The following is an 18,719-nucleotide window of genomic DNA, read 5'->3' on the forward strand; positions in this document are numbered from 1 at the left end:
TCGTGAGCGCCACCGACGACACGCCGAGCGGGCCCGGCTCGCCGGCCACTGCGACACCGACCCCGTACCAGGAGGTCCAGAGCTCGCCGGAGTTCGCGGCCCTCCGCGGCCGGTGGCGCCGGTTCATCTTCACCATGAGCGCGGTGTTCCTCGCGTGGTTCCTGGTGTACGTCCTGCTGGCCGCCTACGCCAGGGACTTCATGAACACGCGGATCGGCGACTCGAACATCACGGTGGGGCTGATCATGGGCCTGCTCCAGTTCGTCTCCACCTTCGCCATCGCGACCATCTACGTCCGCTTCGCAGACAAGCATCTCGATCCCGAGGCCGAGCGCCTCCGTCGCCAGGTGGAGGAGAAGCTGTGACGACCGCTGCCGCGCCGGCTCCCGAGATCGGGACGCCGGCCGTCAACATCGCCATCTTCGTCCTGTTCGTCGTCGTCACCCTGGTGATCGTCTACCGGGTCAGCCGCGGGCCGAGCAGCGCGTCGGACTACTACACCGCCGGTCACGCGTTCACCGGTCCCCAGAACGGCATCGCGATCTCGGGCGACTACCTCTCGGCCGCGTCGTTCCTGGGCATCGCCGGCGCCATCGCCGTGAACGGCTACGACGGCTTCCTCTATTCGATCGGCTTCCTCGTCGCCTGGCTCACGGCGCTCCTGCTGGTGGCCGAGCTGCTGCGCAACACCGGTCGCTACACCATGGGCGACGTCCTGGCCTTCCGCATGCGTCAGCGCCCGGTCCGTGCGGCGGCGGCCGTCTCCACGCTGGTGGTCTCGCTGTTCTACCTGCTCGCGCAGATGGCGGGAGCGGGCGGACTGGTCGCCCTGCTGCTCGGCGTCAACAGCAACGTCGGCAAGTCGCTGGTCATCGCGATCGTCGGCGCCGTCATGATCGTCTATGTGCTCTACGGCGGCATGCGCGGCACCACGTGGGTCCAGATCATCAAGGCGACCCTGCTGGTCATCGGGACCGCGGTCATCACCGTGTGGGTGCTCGGCGTCTTCGGCTTCAACCTGTCGGCACTGTTCGGCGCGGCCGACGCCAACAGTTCCAAGGAGCTCATCAACGCCGGCAACCAGTACGGGAAGAAGCCCCTCGACTTCGTCTCGCTGGCGCTCGCGCTGGTCCTCGGTACGGCCGGCCTGCCGCACATCCTCATGCGCTTCTACACGGTCCCGAACGCCAAGGAGGCCCGCCGCTCGGTGCAGTGGGCCATCTGGATCATCGGGATCTTCTACCTGTTCACGCTGGTCGTCGGGTACGGGGCCCCGGCGCTGGTGCAGGGAGGCGCCGAGGCGATCTCCCGGGCGCCCGGCAAGGAGAACGCCGCGGCCCCGCTGCTGGCCTACGCGGTCGGCGGCACGTTCCTGCTCGGCATCATCGCCGCGGTGGCCTTCGCGACCATCCTCGCGGTCGTGGCCGGGCTGACGATCACCGCCTCGGCCTCGTTCGCGCACGACCTGTACGCGAACGTCATGAAGGAAGGCAAGCCCGAGCCCGGCATGGAGGTCAAGGTCGCGCGCCGCACCGCCCTGGTGATCGGTGCGCTGGCGATCGTGGGAGGCATCCTCGCCCTCGGACAGAACGTCGCCTTCCTCGTGGCGCTGGCGTTCGCCATCGCGGCGTCGGCGAACCTCCCCACCCTGCTCTACTCGCTGTTCTGGAAGCGGTTCAACACGACCGGCTCGTTGTTCAGCATCTACGGCGGGCTCGTGATCTGCCTCTTGTTGATCATCTTCTCGCCGGCCGTCTCCGGCAGCGAGACGTCGATGCTGGGCGCGGACGTCGACTTCGCGTTCTTCCCGCTGTCGAATCCCGGCATCGTGTCGATCCCGGCGTCGTTCATCCTCGGCGTGATCGGTACCTACGTGGGATCGCGTGATCCGGCGAGCGAGGTCAGCTACGCCGAGATGGAGGTGCGCTCGATGACCGGCGCCGGCTCGGAGGGTGCGACGAGCCACTGACGTCGCTGCGCCGAACCCTGCACCGCTGGAGCCCGTCTCTCCTCCGGGGAGGCGGGCTCCGTGCTGTCCGGGGCAGGCCGGCGTGGTGGGATGGAGGTCGTGAGCCACCCAGGACTGCCCTCGGTCGTCCCCGGCGAGATCCCGGCCGGGTCGACGCTGCTGGACGTGCGCGAGGACGACGAGTGGGTCGCAGGACACGCGCCCGAGGCCGTCCACCTGCCGATGTCCCAGCTCACCGCGCGTCTCGACGAGGTCCCGGCGGGGCCGCTGGCCGTGGTGTGCAAGGTCGGCGGACGCTCGGCCCAGGTCACGGCGTTCCTCGCCCAGCGCGGCCACGAGGTGGTCAACGTCAGCGGCGGGATGCTGGCCTGGGAGGCCGAGGGGCGCCCGATGACGAGCGAGGGCCCCGGCCCCGCGGCCGTGGTCTGAGGTGGTCTGAGGTGGTGACCCCGATCCCGTGACCTGTCCGCGGTGCGGGCGGCCGCAGCCGCCGTCGGACGCCCCGGGCGCGCCCCGCCCGGGCGCGACCCGGTACTGCGTGCACTGCGGCCGCGTCCTCACCGGCGTCCGGTGGGTGGCGCTGCCCCCCGACGCCCTGCGTCCACGCGATCCCCGGCGGCGGCGCCGGCCCTACGCCGGCCCCCCGCGCTACGCGACGACGCCCCGCTGGAGCCTGCGGACCTGGATGCCGGCGCCCCCGCCGGGTGCCGAGGGCGCGCTGCCCGGCCCCGCCCCGCGCTCACCCGACGAGGCGCTGCGCCGCACCGCCGGGCTGCTCGGGCGTCTCGCCCGGGTCACCACGGTGCTCGCGGTGCTGGCCGCCGTGGCCGAGGCCTGGCGCTACGGCCTCCTCGTCGCGAGCCGCAGCGCCGCGCTGTCCCCCGCGCCGCTCGCGTTCTCCGACGCCTTCGTCACCCTCGTCGGGCTGCTGGCGCCCGTGGCGGCGCTGGCCACCGGCGCCCTGTTCCTGCGGTGGCTCGCCCTGTCCCGCGAGATCGCGGCCACGATCTCGGGCACCCTCCCGGCCCGGCGGACCTGGGCGGTCGTGCTCGGCTCGGTGCTGCCGGGGCCGAACCTCACGATGCCGGGCGCCGCGCTCACCGAGGTCGAGCACGCGGCCTCGGGCCTGCCCGCCGACACCCGGCCGCGCCCGAGCCGCCCGGTGATGCGGTGGTGGCTGGCGTGGGACGCGAGTGTCGTGCTCGGCGTCGCCGCCGTGCTGCGGGGCCTCGGGCAGAGCACGCAGGCCATGGCCGACGCCGTGCTGCTGCACGTGCTCGTGGACGTGGCCGCCGCGGTCGCCGCGTGGGCGACCGTCCGCGTCGTCATCCACCTCACCGAACTGCTCGCCCCGGAGCTGCGTCCGGCCGGGCGCGAGTCGGTGGTGGCGGTAGGGCGGGAGCCCGCGTCGGACGTTGACGAGGAGCCGGGTGCGGGGTCAGGCGCCGCCGAGGACGGCGTTGCCGCCTGCGGCGGGCGGAGCCGTGGGGTCGGCGCCGACGTCGGGTGACATCTCGCGGGCGACGAAGTCCTCGACGTGGAAGAGGTTGTCGCCGGCGCGGCGCACGATGCGCAGGAGGGTCGTCATCGAGGCGACCTCCTCGACCTGCTCCTTGAGGTACCACTGCATGAACTGCTCGCCGAGGTAGTCGCCCTCGTCCCGGGCGGTGCGGGCGAGCGTCGCGATCTGCTCGGTCACCGTCTGCTCCTGGCGCAGCACGAGCTCGACGACCTCCTCGAGCCCCGCGAACTCGGTGCGCACGTCGTCGATGCCCGGGATGGTGACCGGCAGGTCGTTGTCGAGCATGTACTGCACCATGCCCATGGCGTGGTTGCGCTCCTCGAGCGCCTGCGCGTAGAAGTGCGCCGCGAGCTGGGGGAGGTCCTCGTCGTCGCAGTAGACCGCGACGGCCGTGTACTGCTGCGATGCGGTGAACTCGTTGCGGATCTGCGCGCGCAGCAGTTCGTGGAACTTCGACGACCCAGGAGCGCTCATCCCTCGATGGTAGGCGAGGGGCCTGGGGTCACGTGCGCACGGAACGTCGCCCGTGACGGGACCCCCGGCGCGGTTCGGGCAGCGCCGTCGCCGTGCCGCCCCCGTCCGACGGACCCGACACCGGGATGGCACCCGACCAGCCGAACTGCTCGGTGTGGACGCGGGCCGGCGGCACGCCGAGCTGCTCCAGCGCGGCGAGCGAGCCGGTGATCACCGAGGGCGAGCCGCAGACGAAGTAGTCGAGCACGCGGATCTCGCTGACGGGCACGACCTCGGCGAGCAGCGCCGCGTCGATGCGACGGCCCTCGGTGCGCGTGACCCGGAGGTCGAGCCGGCGGGCGAGGGCGGTGAGCTCGTCGGCGAACAGCGGCTCGGTGCCGCGCTCGGCGACCAGGAGGCGGTGCGTGCGGGGGTCGCCGCGGTCGGCGAGCGTGCGCAGCATGCTCATCATCGGGGTGATGCCGACCCCGCCGGCGAGCAGCACGAGGCCGGGGGAGCCCTCGGCGCTCTCCGCGGTGAACGAGCCGTGCGGGCCGTCGAGCCAGACCTTGCTGCCGGTGCGCAGCGTCGAGAGGAGCCCGGAGAAGTCGCCCTGGTCGCGCACGGTCAGCTCGAGCCGACCCGTGACCCGCGCGCTGGAGGCGATCGTGAACGGGTGCTCCTCGGTGCCGACGACCCCGCGCTTGAGCCGCAGCCAGACGAACTGCCCGGGCGCGAACCGCAGGCCGCCCCGGCGCAGGTGCACCGGCGCGAGCACCAGCGTGCTCACCGTCGGGCTCTCGCGGCGCACCCCGTAGACGACGTAGGCGCCCTGGCGGGAGAACAGCGGGCGCCACACCCAGCGGTGGGCGAGCACCCCGATCAGCACGAGCACCAGCGCGGACAGCACGAGGCGCATGACCGGGTCGGTGACGAGGTTCTGCAGCCACCAGACGTGCAGGGCGGCGAGCAGCAGGGCGGCGCCGGCGAGCAGCACGTGCAGCCGCGCCCAGATCTCGTAGCGCGCCCCCGGACGGCGCCCGCGTGCCGCGACCAGCCCGACGAGCAGCAGGGCGGCGACGGACGTCCAGCCGGCCTTGGCGGGCGTCGTGGCGGTGAGGGGGTTGAGCAGGGTCGGGTGCTTCGCGATCGCGACCGTGAGGTGCAGGCCGACCAGCACGATCGCCAGGATGCCCAGCCAGCGGTGCAGGCCGATGACCTTCTCCACCCCGAACGCCCGCGTCATCGAGCGCACCCGCGAGGGCACGACCACGACCACCACGAGCAGGCTCAGGGCCAGCAGCCCCAGGCCCACGGAGAGCATCCCGGCCACCGACGTGCCGCCGGACCGGGCGGCCATGAGGACGACCGGGACCACCACGAGGGCCGCGAGCACGGCCGTCCACAGCGCGCGAGTCAGCTTGTCGGGCACGGCGGCGACGGTAGGCAGCGGAGATCGGCACCCCGGCGCGTCTGAGAGCCCACCCGTCCGTGGCGCGACGACGGGCGCTCACCGCGCGCCCAGGCACGGTGGATACCCCCGATCGGGCGAATTCGTGCTCCGTCTGCCCCCGGCACCTCTCAGGTTCCTGTGCGGCGCCGCGGCGAGCGGTGGGCCCGAGACGCGAGGGCGCTCCGGACACGGGGTGTTCGAGCGATGCGGCTTTCCTGGCGTCTGACGCCAGGATCGCCACATGCTCGCTCGCCCGACACGCCGGCACTGTCGGGGGGACGCACGGGGTGTGTCAGCGTGGCGTCCACGCTGACGTCCAGCGTCAGGAAATCCCCCATCTCGCGCCGCGCCACCCTCTACCGGGCAGGATGCCGCGCGTGATCTCCCCCCGTCTGCGCACCCCGGCCGTGCTCGCGCTCGCCGCGGGGACCGCGGCGCTCGTCCGGCCGGTCTGGCGCTCGGCGCGAGGACGCGGTCCGGGGTTCGACCGGGTGTCGGCGGCGGCCGGGGTGTCGGCACAGTTCGACCAGGACGCCGCGTCCTACGACCGCCTCGTCGGCGCCAACCCCGGCTACCACGAGCACCTGCGCCTGTCGGCCCGCCGTCTCGGGCTCCCCGACCGCGGCGCGGGTGCGACGTTGCTCGACGTCGGGTGCGGGACGGGGCTCTCGACGGCGGCGCTGCTCGAGACCTACCCCGAGGCCCGGATCGTCGCCGTCGACGCCTCGGTCGAGATGCTGGCCCGCGCCCGCGAGAAGTCCTGGCCCGGCACGGTGCGGTTCGTGCACGCGCGGGCGGAGGACCTCACCGCGGCGCTCGGCGGCGAGGGACCGTTCGACGGCCTGCTCGCCGCGTACCTCGTCCGCAACCTGCCCGACCGCGACGCCGGCCTCGGCGTGCTCGTGGAGCATCTCGCCCCGGGCGCGCCGATCGCCGTGCACGAGTACTCGGTCGCCGACTCGCCCTACGCCCGCGCCGTGTGGAGCGCCGTCTGCTGGGCCGTGATCATCCCGCTGGGGTGGCGGGTCACGGGTGATGCCTCGCTGTACCGGTACCTGTGGCGCAGCGTGCTGGCCTTCGACGGGCTCGGACGCCTCGAGCAGCGCCTGCGGGACTCGGGGCTCCGGGACGTGCACACCCGTCCGGTCGACGGCTGGCAGCGCGGCATCGTCCACACGGTGCTCGGCCGTCGATCTGGGTGATTTCCTGACGTCGGACCTCAGCGTGGACGCCAGGCTGAGACACCCCGTGCCCCGTCTCGGCCCGGCGAACCCCGGCGGCGTGTCGCCGCGGCGAGGATGTGGCGATCCTGGCGTCACACGCCAGGAAAGCCGCATCGCTCGCACACCCCGTGCGCGAACGCCTCAGCCGCGACGGCGGGCTGCGCGGACGGCGTAGGTGCGTTCGGCGTACTCGATGTCGTCGGTCCAGAGGCGTTTCGCCGCCCACTCCATCGCCGGGCGCACGAGCGCCTCGGCACGGCGGGCCTGCGCGAACCCGGGACGGGGGGAGTGGGCGATCGTCGCCTCGACGACCGCGGTCCGCGGCCGCCCGTCGGGGTGCGGCGCCAGGGGGGTCGCGTGGGTCTCGACGACGCTGCCCTCGCCCTCGCCCTCGGTGATGTGCATGACGATCGTGCGCGGCTCCGGGCAGGTGAATCGGGCGCGGACGGGCACGCCCCAGTTCTTCGACACGCGGAAGGCGACGCGCAGGTCGAAGTGGTCGTCGGCGTCGGAGGAGTCGCGGGACGGCGCGCGCTCGACGCGCAGGTCGGCGAACGAGTGCGGGTGGAACCAGGCGCCGTGCCAGGGGTCGAGACGGTTGGCGATGACGTCGGCGGGCTCGCAGGTGCCCACCATCGAGGCGACGGCCACGAGGCTGCGGTCGAGCGGAGGCCGCACCGGCAGGACCGGCGTCTCGGTGGGCTCCTCGCCGCCGACGGCGTCGAGACGCACCCAGACGAGCGCGCCGTCGTCGTGCGTCGGCAGGGTGCGCCAGCCGGCACGGCCCGACGGACCGAGCGCGAGCCCGTGCCACCGGCAGATCAGCTCGCAGCCCGACTGCACGGCCGTCGCCATGTCCGCGCCGAGGTGGGGGCACGCCCCGGGACCGGCGTGCAGCGACCCGTCGGGGGAGCGCCAGAGCACGAGCTCCACGCCCGCCACCGTCGTGCCGAACGGGGTCCCGGCGCGGACGTCGCGGCTCGCGCCGACGACGTACCAGTTGCCGGACGGCCGCGCGGTCGCGCGCGCCAGGGCGGCGTCGATGACCCCGACCTTCGCCTCGCGCCACGTGGGCTCCATCGCCGCCCACTCCCGGCCCGAGAGCCGACGCAGCGGGGATACCGGCGCGCGCCGTTCCGCCTTCCTGAGCACGATCCGGACGCTAGGCCGGGTGCCGTAGCCACGCAGTGACAGGGCAGCGGGCTGTGGCCGGATGCACGGCTTCGTGCGCCGAACGTGCGCGCCCTCACCCGAGCGGGGCACGCTCCCACGGGCACGACAGGCACCGCGGGCCACCACGACCCGAGCCGAGCTCGAACCCGGCGATCGTCAGCACCTCGATGCCCGCGTCGGCCAGCCGCGCGTTGGTCGTCACGTTGCGCTCGTAGGCGACGACCCGGCCCGGCGCCACGGCCAGGGTGTTGTTCCCGTCGTCCCACTGCTCGCGCTCGGCGGCCACCGACTCCAGCCCGGTGTCGACCGCGCGCAGCTCGTCGATGCCCATCGCCCGCGCCGCGGCCGGCCGGAACGGCTCCGGGCCCGTGATGTGCAGGCCCGACGGCCCGTCCGGGCGCACCGTCCACGCCTCGAGCCGGTCGAGCACGCCCGGGTAGATCACCATCGTGTCGACGTCGACCATCGTCGCGACGGTGTCGAGGTGCATCGTCGCCCGGCGCTGCGCGATGGGGACGACGAGCACGGTGTGGGCGAGGTCGTCGGCGAACATCGCCCTCGCGAACGACTCGGCGCCCGCCGGGCTGGTGCGCTCGCCGACCCCGATCGCGAGCACGCCCGGCGCGAGCAGCAGCACGTCGCCGCCCTCGACCGCCGACGGGTCGCGGGGCGCGGTCGGGGCCACGGCACCGAGCTCGGGGTGGTGGCGCTGGGCGAGGGCGACGAGCGAGGCCTCCCGGCGCCGGGCCGGCATCCCCATCGAGGACGCCACGACGCGCGGACCCACCCGCACCGACGAGTCCCGGGTGAACATGAGGTTGGGCAGCGGGTCGACCGCGAAGTCGTGCGGGCCCGCCATCGCGCGCACCAGCGAGTGGCCGGTGACGGCGAGCTCGGCGAACGTGCGCCCGCCGATGAGGGCCGACGCCAGCGCGGCGTCGTCGAGATCGCTGAGCTCGCCCCGCACCGCCCCCGCCAGCTCGCGTCCCAGCGTCCGCTCGTCGACCGCGTCGGCGATCCCGGCCTCGCGCGCCCCCGGGTCCGCCAGCGACTCCCGCAGCACGTCGGCGAGCAGCAGGACGCGCACGCCCTCGGCGCGCAGCAGGTCGGCGAACGCGTCGTGCTCGGTCTGTGCCCGTTCCACCCAGGGGATGCCGTCGAAGAGCAGGCGGTCGGCGTTGCGGGGGGTCAGGCGCTCGAGCTCCGGGCCGGGCCGGTGCAGCACGACCGTGCGCAGGGCGGCGACCTCGGAGTCCACGTGCGGGAGGGAGCTCGGCCCGTCGGTGTCCTCCACGGTCGGCGACCCTAGGGCGCTCGATCTACTGTTCGCGCCATGGGACTCCTCGAGGGCAAGGTCGTCGTCGTCACCGGTGCCGGGCGCGGCATCGGTCGCGGTGAAGCGCTGGAGTGCGCGCGGCAGGGGGCGGCCGTGATCGTCGCCGAGTTCGACGGCGAGGCCGGCGAGGAGGTCGCGAAGGAGATCGTCGGTGCCGGCGGTCGCGCCGTCTCGGTGCCGGGCGACGTCGCCGACGCCGACGTGGCCGACGGGCTCGTCGCCGCCGCGGTGGAGAACTTCGGCGCGCTCGACGCCGTCGTCAACAACGCGGGCATCCTGCGCGACCGGACGCTGGTGAAGATGTCGGACGCGGAGTGGGACGACGTGATCCGCGTCCACCTGCGCGGGCACTTCGCCCCCACGCGGGCGGCCTGCCGCTACTGGCGGGAGAGCTCGCGGCCCGGGCACCTGGTGCACACCGCGTCGACGTCGGGGATCCTCGGGAACTTCGGCCAGTCCAACTACGGCGCCGCGAAGGCCGGGATCGCCGCGTTCTCGACGATCGTGGCGATGGAGATGGCCCGCTACAACGTCACGTCGAACGCCATCGCGCCGTCGGCGCTGACCCGCATGACCGAGGCGCTGCTGCCCCCGGACATCCGCGAGGACCGGCGTCAGATGCTCGAGCGCGGCGAGTTCGACTTCTTCGACCCCGACAACGTCGCGCCGTTCGTCACCTACCTCGCCTCGGACTCCGCGTCCCACATCAGCGGGAAGGTCTTCGGCGTCCAGGGCGACTCGGTCGAGCTCTACCAGCCGTTCACGTCGGTGGCGGAGATCCGCGGTGACGGCCACCGCTGGGACCCCGAGGCGATCCCCGACCGCATGGCGGAGCTGTTCGACGCCGCGGGCATCGACCCGGCGCCGGAGAACATGATGGCGCGCTCGCGGCACAAGCTGATCAGCTGAGCCGGGTGATCGAAGTACCGATACGGACGCTCAGTGTCCGTGACGGCACTTCGCTGACACACCTCAGCCGGGCAGGAACGGCAGCGCGCCGGCGAGCAGCGACGAGCCGACGAAGGCGACGACGTCGAGGATGGCGTGGGCGCCGACGAGCGGCCAGAGCCGGCCGGTGCGCTGCCACACCCGCCCGAACACGAGGCCCATGAGCAGGTTGCCGAGCCCGCCGCCGAAGCCCTGGTAGAGGTGGTACGACCCGCGCAGGACGGCCGAGACGGCCAGCGCGCGGTTCTCGGAGACCCCGAGGCGCCGCAGCGAGTACAGGAGGTAGCCGACGACGAGGACCTCCTCGGCCCAGGCGTTGGCGATCGCGGAGATCACCAGCACCGGCAAGGTCCACCAGTGCGCCGAGAGCTGCGACGGGATCACCGTGGTGTTCAGGCCCAGCGCCCGGGCGGCGAGGTAGAGCCCGAGGCCCGGGATCCCGATGAGCGTGGCCAGGCCGACGGCGCCGAGGGCGTCGCGGCGCGGCCGGGTCCCGTCGAGCCCGATGGTCCGCGGCCCGGCCCCCGCCCGCACGAGGAGGTAGAGGCCCAGCGCGCCCCAGGCGACGAGCCCGAACGAGCTCGCGAGCTGGGCGGCGAGGTCGGCCCACGGGTTGCGCGCGAGGGTCTCGTCGATCGTCGTCTGCTGCTGGTCGAGCGCGGCCGGGGCCGCGAGCGCGTCGATCAGCGAGATCAGGCTGCGCACCCCGGAGAGCCCGAGGGTGACCGCGAAGACGACGACCAGCTCGGTGCGCAGGAGCCGCCGCTCCCGCGCGTCGAGGGGAGCGGCCGCGGGGCGGGGCGGGCGCGTCCAGTCGCGCCACACCTCCCGCGCCGTCATCGCGCCCAATCTAGGGGCCCGACCCACCGCCCGCCCTCAGCAGCACCGGGCCGCGGTGACGTAGCCGATGTCCTGCCCGACACCGCTGACCTCGACGTCGCCGAACGGCGTGCCGGCCCAGGGCAGGGACGCGAGGGTCGTGAACGGTGACCGGATCAGCATGTGCAGCAGCCGGCCGTCGGTGGTGACCCCGACGATCTGCAGCTGCTCGTGTCCCGACGGCCCGTCGTAGGTCAGGGCCGCCGACGCGGCGGCGAACGTGCCGACGTCCCCCCACAGCGTCTCGGCGTCCACCCAGCGGCCCCAGCCGCCCCCGTCGGTCAGCGCGGTCACGAGCAGGCGCCCGTCGCCGGTCACGACGACGACGGCCGTCCGCAAGGGCCCGTTCGTGGCCACGGCGACGTCCACGACGTCGCCCGGCAGGGGCCCGGCGACGTCGAAGACCCGCGGTGCGCGCCAGTGGTCGGCGTTGCCGAGGGTCTGGTGGAGCACCCCGTCCGCCCCGGCGAGGAGCAGCGCGACCCGGTCCTCGCCGGTGATCTCGTCCGGGCTCGCGGGGTAGAGCGCGGTCGCGCGGACCGCCACCGGGAAGTCCAGGAGCTGCGGCGTCGCGTTCCCCGACATGTCCGCGTCCGGCACGCGGGAGGCGGACACCCGCCCGTCGGCCCGGGTGGCCGCGACGTGGCGGACATACCGGTACGACGGCCCGGCCGCCGAGAGCGAGATCGCCGCGCTCGGGTGGCGGGTCCCCGGCGGGAAGACCTGCGGGTCGAACGGCGGGTCGGTGCGCACCGGCAGCTCGGTGACGACCCAGGCGCCGTCCTCCCACGACCGGAAGACCGTGCGCGGGCTCTCGGTCTCGGAGCAGGCCGTGACGAACAGGCCGAGCGGGCCGGTCATGAACGGGAAGCTCAGCCGCTCCACGCAGGCGACGTCGACCGCGGGCTTGAGGAAGTGGCTCGCGGTCAGGTCGGTGAACGGGGCCCAGCTCCCGTCCGCCCGCCGCGTGGTGTGGTGCACGGTGCCGTCGGTGGTGACACCGACGACCTCCAGGGTCGATCCGCCCATGTCGCCGCCCTGCTCTCCGGTGCCGATGATCGCCTCTCGATCGTCATCGGGACCCCGCGGCGCGACGATGGGGCCGGCCCCCGGCAGGGCGAGGGAGAACCCCCGGGGTCAGGTCCCGCGGATCTGGGCCATCAGTCCCATCGCGTCCTGGTGGGCCCAGGTCTCGACGAGCGTCCCGTCGGCGACGCGGTAGATGCGGATCGCGCCGAAGCGCACCGCCCGCCCCGTGGGCGGCAGGCCGTGGAACGGGCCGTCGTGGGTGCCGCTGAACGTCAGCCGCACGACGACGCGGTCGCCCTCGGCGACGACGTCGTCGACCGCCACGTGGAGGTCTCCGAAGGCGTCGGTCAGCTTGCGGTGCAGCCCCTCGGCCTCGCCGACCATCGCCGGGTCCCAGTAGGCCCCCAGCCGGTCGGGGCGCCCGCCGTTGAACACCTCCTCGATCATCCGCAGGACCAGCTCCTTGTTGCTCGTGACGGTCACGGCTCCTCCTCGGTTCAGGACACCTGTCCTGAACATAGGACACGTGTCCTGAACCGCGCTAGGCTCCCGGCCATGACAGGCCGCCCCGTCGTCGCCGCGTCCTCCGCCGAGCTCAAGCGCGCGCAGATCGTCGACGCCGCGCGCGACGTGCTCGCCCGCGAGGGCATCGCGGCGTGCACCGCGCGGGCGGTCGCCGACGCGAGCCCGCTGACGAAGAGCGCGATCCACTACTACTTCCGCGACGTCGACGAGATCGTCGACCTCGCGGTGGCCGCCCACCTGCAGGCGATGCTGGACGGCCTGCGCACGCTGGCCGCGCGCCACGACGATCCCGAGCAGCGCCTGCGCGTGGTCCTCGAGGCCTACCTGCAGACGTTCGCCGAACGCCCGCACGCGGCGTTCCTGTGGTTCGAGCACTGGATCGCGACCGCCCGCCGCGGCGACACCGGCCCGACACGGCGGATGCTCGACGAGGTCGAGGCGCTGCTCGGCGAGCTGCTGGGGGATCTGCCGGGCCCCGGCCGCTCGCCGCGTCCGCTCCTGTCGTGGCTGCTCGGCACCGTCGTCGCCCAGCACGCGCGCCCCGTCACCGCGGAGGAGCGCCGGGCCGAGGTCGACGACGCCGTGCGCCGCTTCACGAGTGAGATCGGGCCGACGGGCTATCCCCGGTCGTGACCCGCCACGCACTGATCTCCGGGGCCAGCATCGCCGGCCCCGCCCTCGCCCACCAGCTGGCCGCGCGGGGGTGGCGCACGACGGTCGTCGAGCGGGCCCCGCAACGGCGCGACGAGGGCCAGAACATCGACGTCCGGGGCGCCGGGCGCGAGGCCCTGCGGCGGATGGGCCTCGAGGAGGCCGTCCTCGCGGCCGGCACCGGCGAGGTGGGCCTGCGCTTCGTCGACGACGACGGCGCGGCGGTGGCCGAGTTCCCGGCCGGGGAGAACGACACGGCGGGCGGGACGGCCGAGATGGAGGTGCTGCGCGGCGAGCTCTCCCGCATCCTGCTCGAGCGCACCGCCGAGGCCACCGACTACCGCTTCGGGACGCAGATCCGCGACCTGGCGGACCACGGCGACCACGTCACGGCGACGTTGTCCGACGGCGAGGTGGTCGACGCCGACCTCGTCGTCGTCGCGGAGGGCACCCGGTCGCGGACCCGGGACCTGGTCCTGCCCGACGCCGAGGTCCGCGACGTCGGGCTGCAGGTCGCCTATCTGACGATCCCGCGCACGCCCGACGACGACCGGTGGTGGCGCTGGCACAGCGCCCCGGGCTCGCGCAGCACGAGCCTGCGCCCCGACAACCTCGGCACGACCCGGGCGATGCTCGCGTTCCTCACCGACGTGCGGGGTCTCGGCGAGCTCGACCGGGACGCGCACGTCACCGTGCTGCGACGCACCTACGCCGACGTCGGCTGGCAGGCCCCGCGCGTCCTCGCCGCGCTCGACGACGCCCCGATGTACTTCGACGCCGTCGCCCAGATCCGCCTGCCGCGCTGGAGCGCCGGGCGCACGGTCCTGCTCGGTGACGCCGCCTGGGCCACCGGCCCCTTCGGCCTGGGTACCAGCCTGGCGCTGGTCGGCGCCTATGTGCTGGCCGGCGAGCTGGACGCACAGCGGGACGTGGGCGCGGCCCTCGCCCGCTACGAGGAGCGCATGCGGCCCTTCGTCGCCGAGGCCCAGGACGTCAAGCCGGCCGCCCTGCGCGCGATGAACCCGCGCTCGTCGACCGGGCTCGCGGTGCAGCGCACCGTGCTGGGGGCCGTCGGCTCGCTCGCCTCGGTGTTCGGCGGGCTCGTCGAGAAGCTCACCGGCCCGCCGTCGGAGGCCATCGAGCTCCCCGACTACCCGGCGCCCGCCCCCCTCGCGGCCACGTAACCTCGACGGCGTGCTGCGTCTGCTCGTCACCCCGCGCTGGATCGGGTGGACGCTGGTCGCCGTCGCCGCGGTGGTCGTGTGCCTCGGCATGGCCTACTGGCAGCTGCTGCGCGCCGAGTCGCCCGGCGGGTCGCTGCTCAACGCCGGCTACGCGTTCCAGTGGCCCCTGTTCGGCCTGTTCTTCGCCGCGCTGTGGTGGCGCATGCTGCGCGCGGAGGCCCGGGCGCTCGAGGAGCTGCGCGCCGAGGAGCCGGCGCCGTCGCCCGACGGCCCCGAGCCCGTGCGCGCCGTCCCCGCCGGTTCGCCCTTCGGGCCGCGACCCCTGGACGTCGTCCCGGACGACGACGCCGCCCCCGCGCCCGAGCGGGCGCGCTGGAACCTCATGTACGCGGAGCTGGCCGCCCGCGACACCCCGAGCAAGGAGACCGATCCCTCGTGACCACCGGCACCGACGTGGCCCCGCCCACCCCGGAGATCGCGCGGGCCCTCAAGCGCTACCGGGTGGGCGCGTGGGTGGTCGGCGTCGGCCTGCTCGTGCTCGTGCTGGTCGGGATGCCGCTGAAGTACCTCGCCGGCGACCCCACGGTGGTGGCGGTCGTCGGGCCCGTCCACGGCTTCCTCTACATGGGCTACCTGCTGCTCACGGCCGACCTCGCCTACCGCGACCGCTGGCCGGTGGGCAGGGCCGTCCTCGTGGCGCTGGCCGGGACGATCCCGTTCGTCTCGTTCGTCGCCGAGCGGAAGGTCACGCGCCCATTGCGTGCGGCGGAATCGGTCGCGTCGTAGGGCGCATCCCCCGCTCGTCCTCGCGCTCCCACCCGATGAGGGCGCGCACGGCCGCCCCGAGCTGACCGGGGCACGACAGCGAAGCAGCGAACGGCAGGCGCACGTCGTGGTCGCCGCGCGCGGGGTCGTCGCCCTCCACCCGCAGCCGCAGCCCCAGCCGGTCGACGCCGAGGGGCGCGATGCGGTGGCCCGCGCGGCGCAGGTGCGGCGGCAGCCGCGGGACCAGCGCCGACAGGGTGCCGGCGTGCGCGGCGGCGAGGTGCGCGAGCCAGGCGTCCCCGGTGGTCGCGACCGGGTCCGGCGGCGCGGCGGCCATCGCGGTCGGTGCCAGCGCCTCGGTGCCCTCGGCGTCGGAGAGCACCACCATCGCGGGCTCCAGCCGCAGCAGCGTCTCGCCGTGGCCGACGTCGAGCAGGCGCTCGTCGGGGTGCTCGGCGGCGATCCGCAGGGCGGCGCGCCGCGCGACCCGCAGCGGCAGCACGCGCAGCCGCCCGCTGATCCACAGCAGGCCGCGCACGGGCCGGCGCACGGTGACCGGGGCGACATCGGCGAGCTCGAGCATCACGGGCAGCAGGGACTCCCCCCGCTCGCGGACCTGGAGCACCAGCGGATGGTCCTCCGGGAACTGCAGCGTCGCCGCCCCGGTCGCGGGCACGTGGTGCAGCGTCGGTGCGGCGCGCAGCTCGCCGTCCGGGTCCGACGACCCGATCACGGCCGCGTGACGGGCGCGCCCGGTGAGGGTCCGCGCCCGCTCGGCGGGCGGGGGGACGGGCGGCAGCGACGTTTCCGGCGGTCGGCTCCTGGCCATCGGGCTCCCTCGGATGCGGGCGAAGTAAGGGGAGCCTAATCAAACTTCGTCCGCCGACGCGAGCCCCTCCTGCACAGCGAGTGGATCTGTGGGCCCGTGGCCCGGCGCCCGCGGGGAGAGCGCTACCGTGCGGGCGTGTCCACCGTCCCCCAGGCCGGCGGGGCACCGGTCGACGGTGTGCCCCCGCTGCTCCGCGCGATCGTCGACGACGCCGCGCTCGTCGCCGAGAGGCCGCGTCCGGAGATGGCCACGGTCGTCGACGAGCACCTCGCCGCCCGCGCCACCGACGCCGGCGGTCTGCTCGGCTCGCTGGTCGTGCCCGTCTCGCGGCTCTCCGAGCTGGTCGCGGTGCTCGTGAAGCGCCGGCCGTCGGCGCCCGTGCCCGTCGCGCTGTCGGTCGACACCGGGCTCGGCGGCGTGCCGAAGGCGCTGTCGCTGACGTCCTCACGTGCGGCCCTGCTCGACCCGCGCACGGTCGAGATGCCCGCGCCGCACGACGTCGACAGCGTCTGGCTTGAGCGCGTCACCGAGTTCGTGCCCGAGGACGTGGTCGCCGTCGTCGAGCCGCGCCGGCCCGACGCCGACGGCTCGTCGGACTGGCTCGACGGGGTCCGCCGGGTCGTCGACCACGGCTGCCGGCCCAAGCTGCGCTGCGGTGGCGGCCGGGCGGGGGCGTTCCCCGGCGTGCACGACGTCGCCGGGTTCCTCGCCCTCGCGGTCGGCGCCGGGCGGTCGTTCACGGCGAGTCTCGGGCTGCAGGCCGCGGTGCGGCACACCGATCCGGACACCGGTTTCACCCACCACGGCTGGCTGAACCTGCTGGTCGCGACCGTCCGCGCGCTCGGCGCCCGCCCGGACGCCGACGTGGAGGACGACATCGGCGAGGCTCTGCGGGTCACCGACGGCGACACGCTCGCCGCCGAGCTGGGCGGGGTCGGGCCCGACGCGGCGGTGCGGGTGCGCGCGCTGTTCTCGTCGTTCGGCTCCACCGCCGTCGCCGCGCAGGGCCGCGAGCTGGCCCGCCTCGGTCTGCTGTAGGCCCGCGGGCGGACGTCGCCGCCGGGCCCCGGGCGCGGGCCCGTAGTGTCGGATGGCGTGACGGGTCAGCGGGCGGGAGACGCGGCGGGGCGGAGCTCGACCCTGCGGGTCGCGTTCCTCGGCCCGCACGGCACCTTCTGCGAACAGGCTCTGCGGACCCTGACGCCGGCCGTGCTGGGCGACGCCCTCGGCGACCCCGAGCCCGCGACGTTCCCGCTGCCCAGCACCACCCTCGCGCTCGACGCGGTCCGCCGCGGCGACGCCGAGGCGGCGTGCGTGCCGGTGGAGAACTCCGTCGAGGGCGGGGTGCCCGCCACGATGGACGGGCTGGTCGAGCAGCCGCCGCTGGTGATCGTGCGCGAGATCCTGCTGCCGGTGCGGTTCTCGGTGCTGGTCCGGCCGGGCACGGGGTTCGGCGACGTCCGCAGCGTCGCCTCGCACCCGCACGGCGAGGCCCAGACCCGCCGCTGGATCGCCGAGCACCTGCCCGGCGCCGAGGTGCGGCTCACCGGCTCCACGGCCGCCGCCGCGGAGCAGGTCGCGGCGGGCACGGTCGACGCCGCCGTGTGCGCGCCCGTCGCGGCCGCCCACCACGGGCTCGCGGAGCTGGCGTCGGGCGTGCACGACACGGGCGACGCGGTGACCCGGTTCGTGCTCGTGCGCCCGCCGGGGCCGCCCGGGCTGCCCGCGCCCACCGGGGCGGACCGCACCTCGCTGGCGGCGACCACGGTGAACCGGCCGGGCGCGCTGCTCGCGGTGCTCACCGAGATCGCGGTGCGCGGGGTCGACCTGACCCGCATCGAGTCGCGCCCGCTCAAGGACCGCCGCGGCGAGTACTGGTTCTTCCTGGACGGCACCGGCCACGTCGCCGACCCGGCGATGGGCGAGGCGCTCGCGGCGCTGCGGCGGCGCTGCACCGAGGTGCGATTCCTCGGGTCGTACCCGCAGGCGCGGCTGGGCGAGCTCGCCGACGCCCCCGTGGGACTGCCCGAGCCCGGCGCGGGCCAGACCGCGAAGGACCACGCCGCGGCCGCCGCGTGGCTCGAGGCGCTGCGCGACGGGACCGGCGCATGAGCGACCTGCGTCTCGTCCTCGCCCGGCACGGCCAGACCCAGGCCAACATCGAGCGGATCCTCGACACGGTACTGCCCGGCCCGCCGCTGACCGCCCTGGGCCGCGCGCAGGCCGTCGCGCTGGGCCGCGAGCTCGCCGAGGGCATCGAGGGCACCGTCACCGGGCTCTACCACTCGCAGGCACGGCGGGCGCGGGAGACGGCGACGCTCGTCGGCGAGCACCTCGGCCTCACGCCGGTCGAGATCGACGGGGTGCACGAGGCCCAGGTCGGCGACCTCGAGGGCCGCAACGACGAGCCGGCGATCGCGGAGTTCCGCCGCGTGGTCGAGCGCTGGCAGGCCGGCGACGTGGACGTGGCGCAGCCGGGCGGGGAGAGCGGGCGCGCGGTGCTCGAGCGCTACCGGACCGCCGTCGCCGACCTGCGCGACCGCCACCCGGCGGGCGGCACGATCGTGCTGGTCAGCCACGGCGCCGCGCTGCGCCTGGCCGCGCAGGACCTCGTCGAGCACGTCGGCACCCCGGGCGGCGACGAGGACCACGTCGCCAACTGCGGGCGCGTGGTGCTGCGTCCCCGCGGCGGCGCCTGGGAGCTCGTCGCCTGGCGCAGCGCCGTCCCCGGCGGCCTCCCGGAGTCCCACGACCCGACCGGCGGCTGAGTCGGTATGTGA

21 protein-coding genes are annotated in these 18,719 nt (G+C 74.9%); 13 read left to right on the forward strand and 8 right to left on the reverse strand.

What is annotated here, in order from left to right:
- Positions 1-2: 2 nt before the first annotated feature.
- The 4 genes from QSK03_RS13410 to QSK03_RS13425 all read left to right on the forward strand — a co-directional run bounded on the left by QSK03_RS13410 (position 3) and on the right by QSK03_RS13425 (position 3,479).
- Positions 3-365: a DUF485 domain-containing protein gene (locus tag QSK03_RS13410; RefSeq protein ID WP_285652665.1), complete on the forward strand. Its 363-nt coding sequence runs from the start codon at positions 3-5 to the stop codon at positions 363-365.
- Positions 362-1,969 (forward strand): monocarboxylic acid transporter, encoded by a 1,608-nt coding sequence (locus QSK03_RS13415; RefSeq protein WP_285652667.1) that lies wholly within the window; start codon positions 362-364, stop codon positions 1,967-1,969. Before QSK03_RS13410 ends, QSK03_RS13415 begins: the two co-directional genes overlap by 4 nt.
- A gap of 90 nt (positions 1,970-2,059) precedes the next feature.
- Entirely contained in the window at positions 2,060-2,398 is a 339-nt protein-coding gene (locus QSK03_RS13420; RefSeq protein ID WP_285652669.1) for a rhodanese-like domain-containing protein, read from the forward strand.
- A 28-nt stretch (positions 2,399-2,426) separates the two neighbouring features.
- Positions 2,427-3,479: a DUF4328 domain-containing protein gene (locus QSK03_RS13425; protein WP_285652672.1), complete on the forward strand. Its 1,053-nt coding sequence runs from the start codon at positions 2,427-2,429 to the stop codon at positions 3,477-3,479.
- Here the strand turns inward: QSK03_RS13425 and QSK03_RS13430 are convergent.
- Together QSK03_RS13430 and QSK03_RS13435 are read right to left on the reverse strand one after the other, a co-directional pair.
- Positions 3,408-3,965 (reverse strand): ferritin, encoded by a 558-nt coding sequence (locus QSK03_RS13430; protein WP_285652674.1) that lies wholly within the window; start codon positions 3,963-3,965, stop codon positions 3,408-3,410. The genes QSK03_RS13425 and QSK03_RS13430 overlap by 72 nt on opposite strands.
- 28 nt (positions 3,966-3,993) lie before the next feature.
- Positions 3,994-5,376, reverse strand: coding sequence for a ferredoxin reductase family protein (locus tag QSK03_RS13435; RefSeq protein ID WP_285652676.1), 1,383 nt, complete (start codon positions 5,374-5,376; stop codon positions 3,994-3,996).
- 512 nt (positions 5,377-5,888) lie between these two features.
- On the opposite strand from QSK03_RS13435, the gene QSK03_RS13440 reads away from it, so the two are divergent.
- Entirely contained in the window at positions 5,889-6,599 is a 711-nt protein-coding gene (locus tag QSK03_RS13440) for a class I SAM-dependent methyltransferase (protein ID WP_285653174.1), read from the forward strand.
- 162 nt (positions 6,600-6,761) lie between these two features.
- Here the strand turns inward: QSK03_RS13440 and QSK03_RS13445 are convergent, their stop codons facing one another.
- Complete coding sequence (locus QSK03_RS13445; RefSeq protein WP_285653176.1) at positions 6,762-7,700, reverse strand: Rieske (2Fe-2S) protein; 939 nt, start codon at positions 7,698-7,700, stop codon at positions 6,762-6,764.
- A 166-nt stretch (positions 7,701-7,866) separates the two neighbouring features.
- Complete coding sequence (locus QSK03_RS13450; RefSeq protein ID WP_285652679.1) at positions 7,867-9,087, reverse strand: arginine deiminase; 1,221 nt, start codon at positions 9,085-9,087, stop codon at positions 7,867-7,869.
- Positions 9,088-9,126: 39 nt separating this feature from the next.
- Between QSK03_RS13450 and QSK03_RS13455 the strand changes: the two genes are divergently transcribed.
- Positions 9,127-10,038, forward strand: a complete 912-nt coding sequence (locus tag QSK03_RS13455; RefSeq protein WP_285652682.1) for an SDR family NAD(P)-dependent oxidoreductase — start codon at positions 9,127-9,129, stop codon at positions 10,036-10,038.
- 63 nt (positions 10,039-10,101) lie between these two features.
- On the opposite strand, the gene QSK03_RS13460 is transcribed toward QSK03_RS13455, so the two are convergent.
- The 3 genes from QSK03_RS13460 to QSK03_RS13470 all read right to left on the reverse strand — a co-directional run bounded on the left by QSK03_RS13460 (position 10,102) and on the right by QSK03_RS13470 (position 12,468).
- On the reverse strand, positions 10,102-10,917 hold the full coding sequence (locus QSK03_RS13460) for a CPBP family intramembrane glutamic endopeptidase (RefSeq protein WP_285652684.1): 816 nt from the start codon (positions 10,915-10,917) through the stop codon (positions 10,102-10,104).
- A gap of 36 nt (positions 10,918-10,953) precedes the next feature.
- Entirely contained in the window at positions 10,954-11,985 is a 1,032-nt protein-coding gene (locus QSK03_RS13465) for a hypothetical protein (RefSeq protein ID WP_285652687.1), read from the reverse strand.
- Positions 11,986-12,093: 108 nt separating this feature from the next.
- Positions 12,094-12,468: an ester cyclase gene (locus QSK03_RS13470; protein WP_285652689.1), complete on the reverse strand. Its 375-nt coding sequence runs from the start codon at positions 12,466-12,468 to the stop codon at positions 12,094-12,096.
- 72 nt (positions 12,469-12,540) lie between these two features.
- Between QSK03_RS13470 and QSK03_RS13475 the strand changes: the two genes are divergently transcribed.
- The 4 genes from QSK03_RS13475 to QSK03_RS13490 are packed head-to-tail and all read left to right on the forward strand — an operon-like array spanning position 12,541 to position 15,131.
- A complete protein-coding gene (locus QSK03_RS13475; RefSeq protein WP_285652691.1) occupies positions 12,541-13,143 on the forward strand; it encodes a TetR/AcrR family transcriptional regulator in 603 nt (200 codons plus the stop codon).
- Positions 13,140-14,345 carry an FAD-dependent monooxygenase gene (locus QSK03_RS13480; protein WP_285652694.1) on the forward strand — a complete coding sequence of 402 codons (1,206 nt, stop codon included), beginning with the start codon at positions 13,140-13,142 and terminating at the stop codon, positions 14,343-14,345. Before QSK03_RS13475 ends, QSK03_RS13480 begins: the two co-directional genes overlap by 4 nt.
- 10 nt (positions 14,346-14,355) lie before the next feature.
- The gene (locus QSK03_RS13485; RefSeq protein WP_285652697.1) at positions 14,356-14,784 is read left to right on the forward strand and encodes a hypothetical protein; all 429 of its coding nucleotides are present in this window, start codon (positions 14,356-14,358) and stop codon (positions 14,782-14,784) included.
- Positions 14,781-15,131: a DUF3817 domain-containing protein gene (locus QSK03_RS13490; protein WP_285652700.1), complete on the forward strand. Its 351-nt coding sequence runs from the start codon at positions 14,781-14,783 to the stop codon at positions 15,129-15,131. Before QSK03_RS13485 ends, QSK03_RS13490 begins: the two co-directional genes overlap by 4 nt.
- Here QSK03_RS13490 and QSK03_RS13495 read toward each other — a convergent pair.
- Entirely contained in the window at positions 15,091-15,939 is an 849-nt protein-coding gene (locus tag QSK03_RS13495; RefSeq protein WP_285652702.1) for a DUF2470 domain-containing protein, read from the reverse strand. The genes QSK03_RS13490 and QSK03_RS13495 overlap by 41 nt on opposite strands.
- Before the next feature lie 135 nt (positions 15,940-16,074).
- Between QSK03_RS13495 and QSK03_RS13500 the strand changes: the two genes are divergently transcribed.
- The 3 genes from QSK03_RS13500 to QSK03_RS13510 are packed head-to-tail and all read left to right on the forward strand — an operon-like array spanning position 16,075 to position 18,707.
- On the forward strand, positions 16,075-16,977 hold the full coding sequence (locus QSK03_RS13500; protein WP_285652705.1) for a hypothetical protein: 903 nt from the start codon (positions 16,075-16,077) through the stop codon (positions 16,975-16,977).
- Between the two features lie 57 nt (positions 16,978-17,034).
- The gene (gene pheA / locus QSK03_RS13505; protein WP_285652708.1) at positions 17,035-18,051 is read left to right on the forward strand and encodes a prephenate dehydratase; all 1,017 of its coding nucleotides are present in this window, start codon (positions 17,035-17,037) and stop codon (positions 18,049-18,051) included.
- Positions 18,048-18,707, forward strand: coding sequence for a histidine phosphatase family protein (locus QSK03_RS13510; RefSeq protein WP_285652711.1), 660 nt, complete (start codon positions 18,048-18,050; stop codon positions 18,705-18,707). Before pheA ends, QSK03_RS13510 begins: the two co-directional genes overlap by 4 nt.
- The last annotated feature ends 12 nt before the right edge of the window (positions 18,708-18,719 follow it).

It is taken from the genome of Actinomycetospora sp. NBRC 106375, assembly GCF_030269665.1.
GTDB lineage: Bacteria > Actinomycetota > Actinomycetes > Mycobacteriales > Pseudonocardiaceae > Actinomycetospora.

Coding starts and splice junctions, on each gene's coding strand:
- QSK03_RS13465 (WP_285652687.1), bottom strand. CDS start 11,985: ATGGGCGGATCGACCCTGGAGGTCGTCGGTGTCACCACCGACGGCACC.
- QSK03_RS13445 (WP_285653176.1), bottom strand. CDS start 7,700: ATGGAGCCCACGTGGCGCGAGGCGAAGGTCGGGGTCATCGACGCCGCC.
- QSK03_RS13495 (WP_285652702.1), bottom strand. CDS start 15,939: ATGGCCAGGAGCCGACCGCCGGAAACGTCGCTGCCGCCCGTCCCCCCG.
- QSK03_RS13420 (WP_285652669.1), top strand. CDS start 2,060: ATGGAGGTCGTGAGCCACCCAGGACTGCCCTCGGTCGTCCCCGGCGAG.
- QSK03_RS13460 (WP_285652684.1), bottom strand. CDS start 10,917: ATGACGGCGCGGGAGGTGTGGCGCGACTGGACGCGCCCGCCCCGCCCC.
- QSK03_RS13475 (WP_285652691.1), top strand. CDS start 12,541: ATGACAGGCCGCCCCGTCGTCGCCGCGTCCTCCGCCGAGCTCAAGCGC.
- QSK03_RS13510 (WP_285652711.1), top strand. CDS start 18,048: ATGAGCGACCTGCGTCTCGTCCTCGCCCGGCACGGCCAGACCCAGGCC.
- QSK03_RS13455 (WP_285652682.1), top strand. CDS start 9,127: ATGGGACTCCTCGAGGGCAAGGTCGTCGTCGTCACCGGTGCCGGGCGC.
- QSK03_RS13430 (WP_285652674.1), bottom strand. CDS start 3,965: ATGAGCGCTCCTGGGTCGTCGAAGTTCCACGAACTGCTGCGCGCGCAG.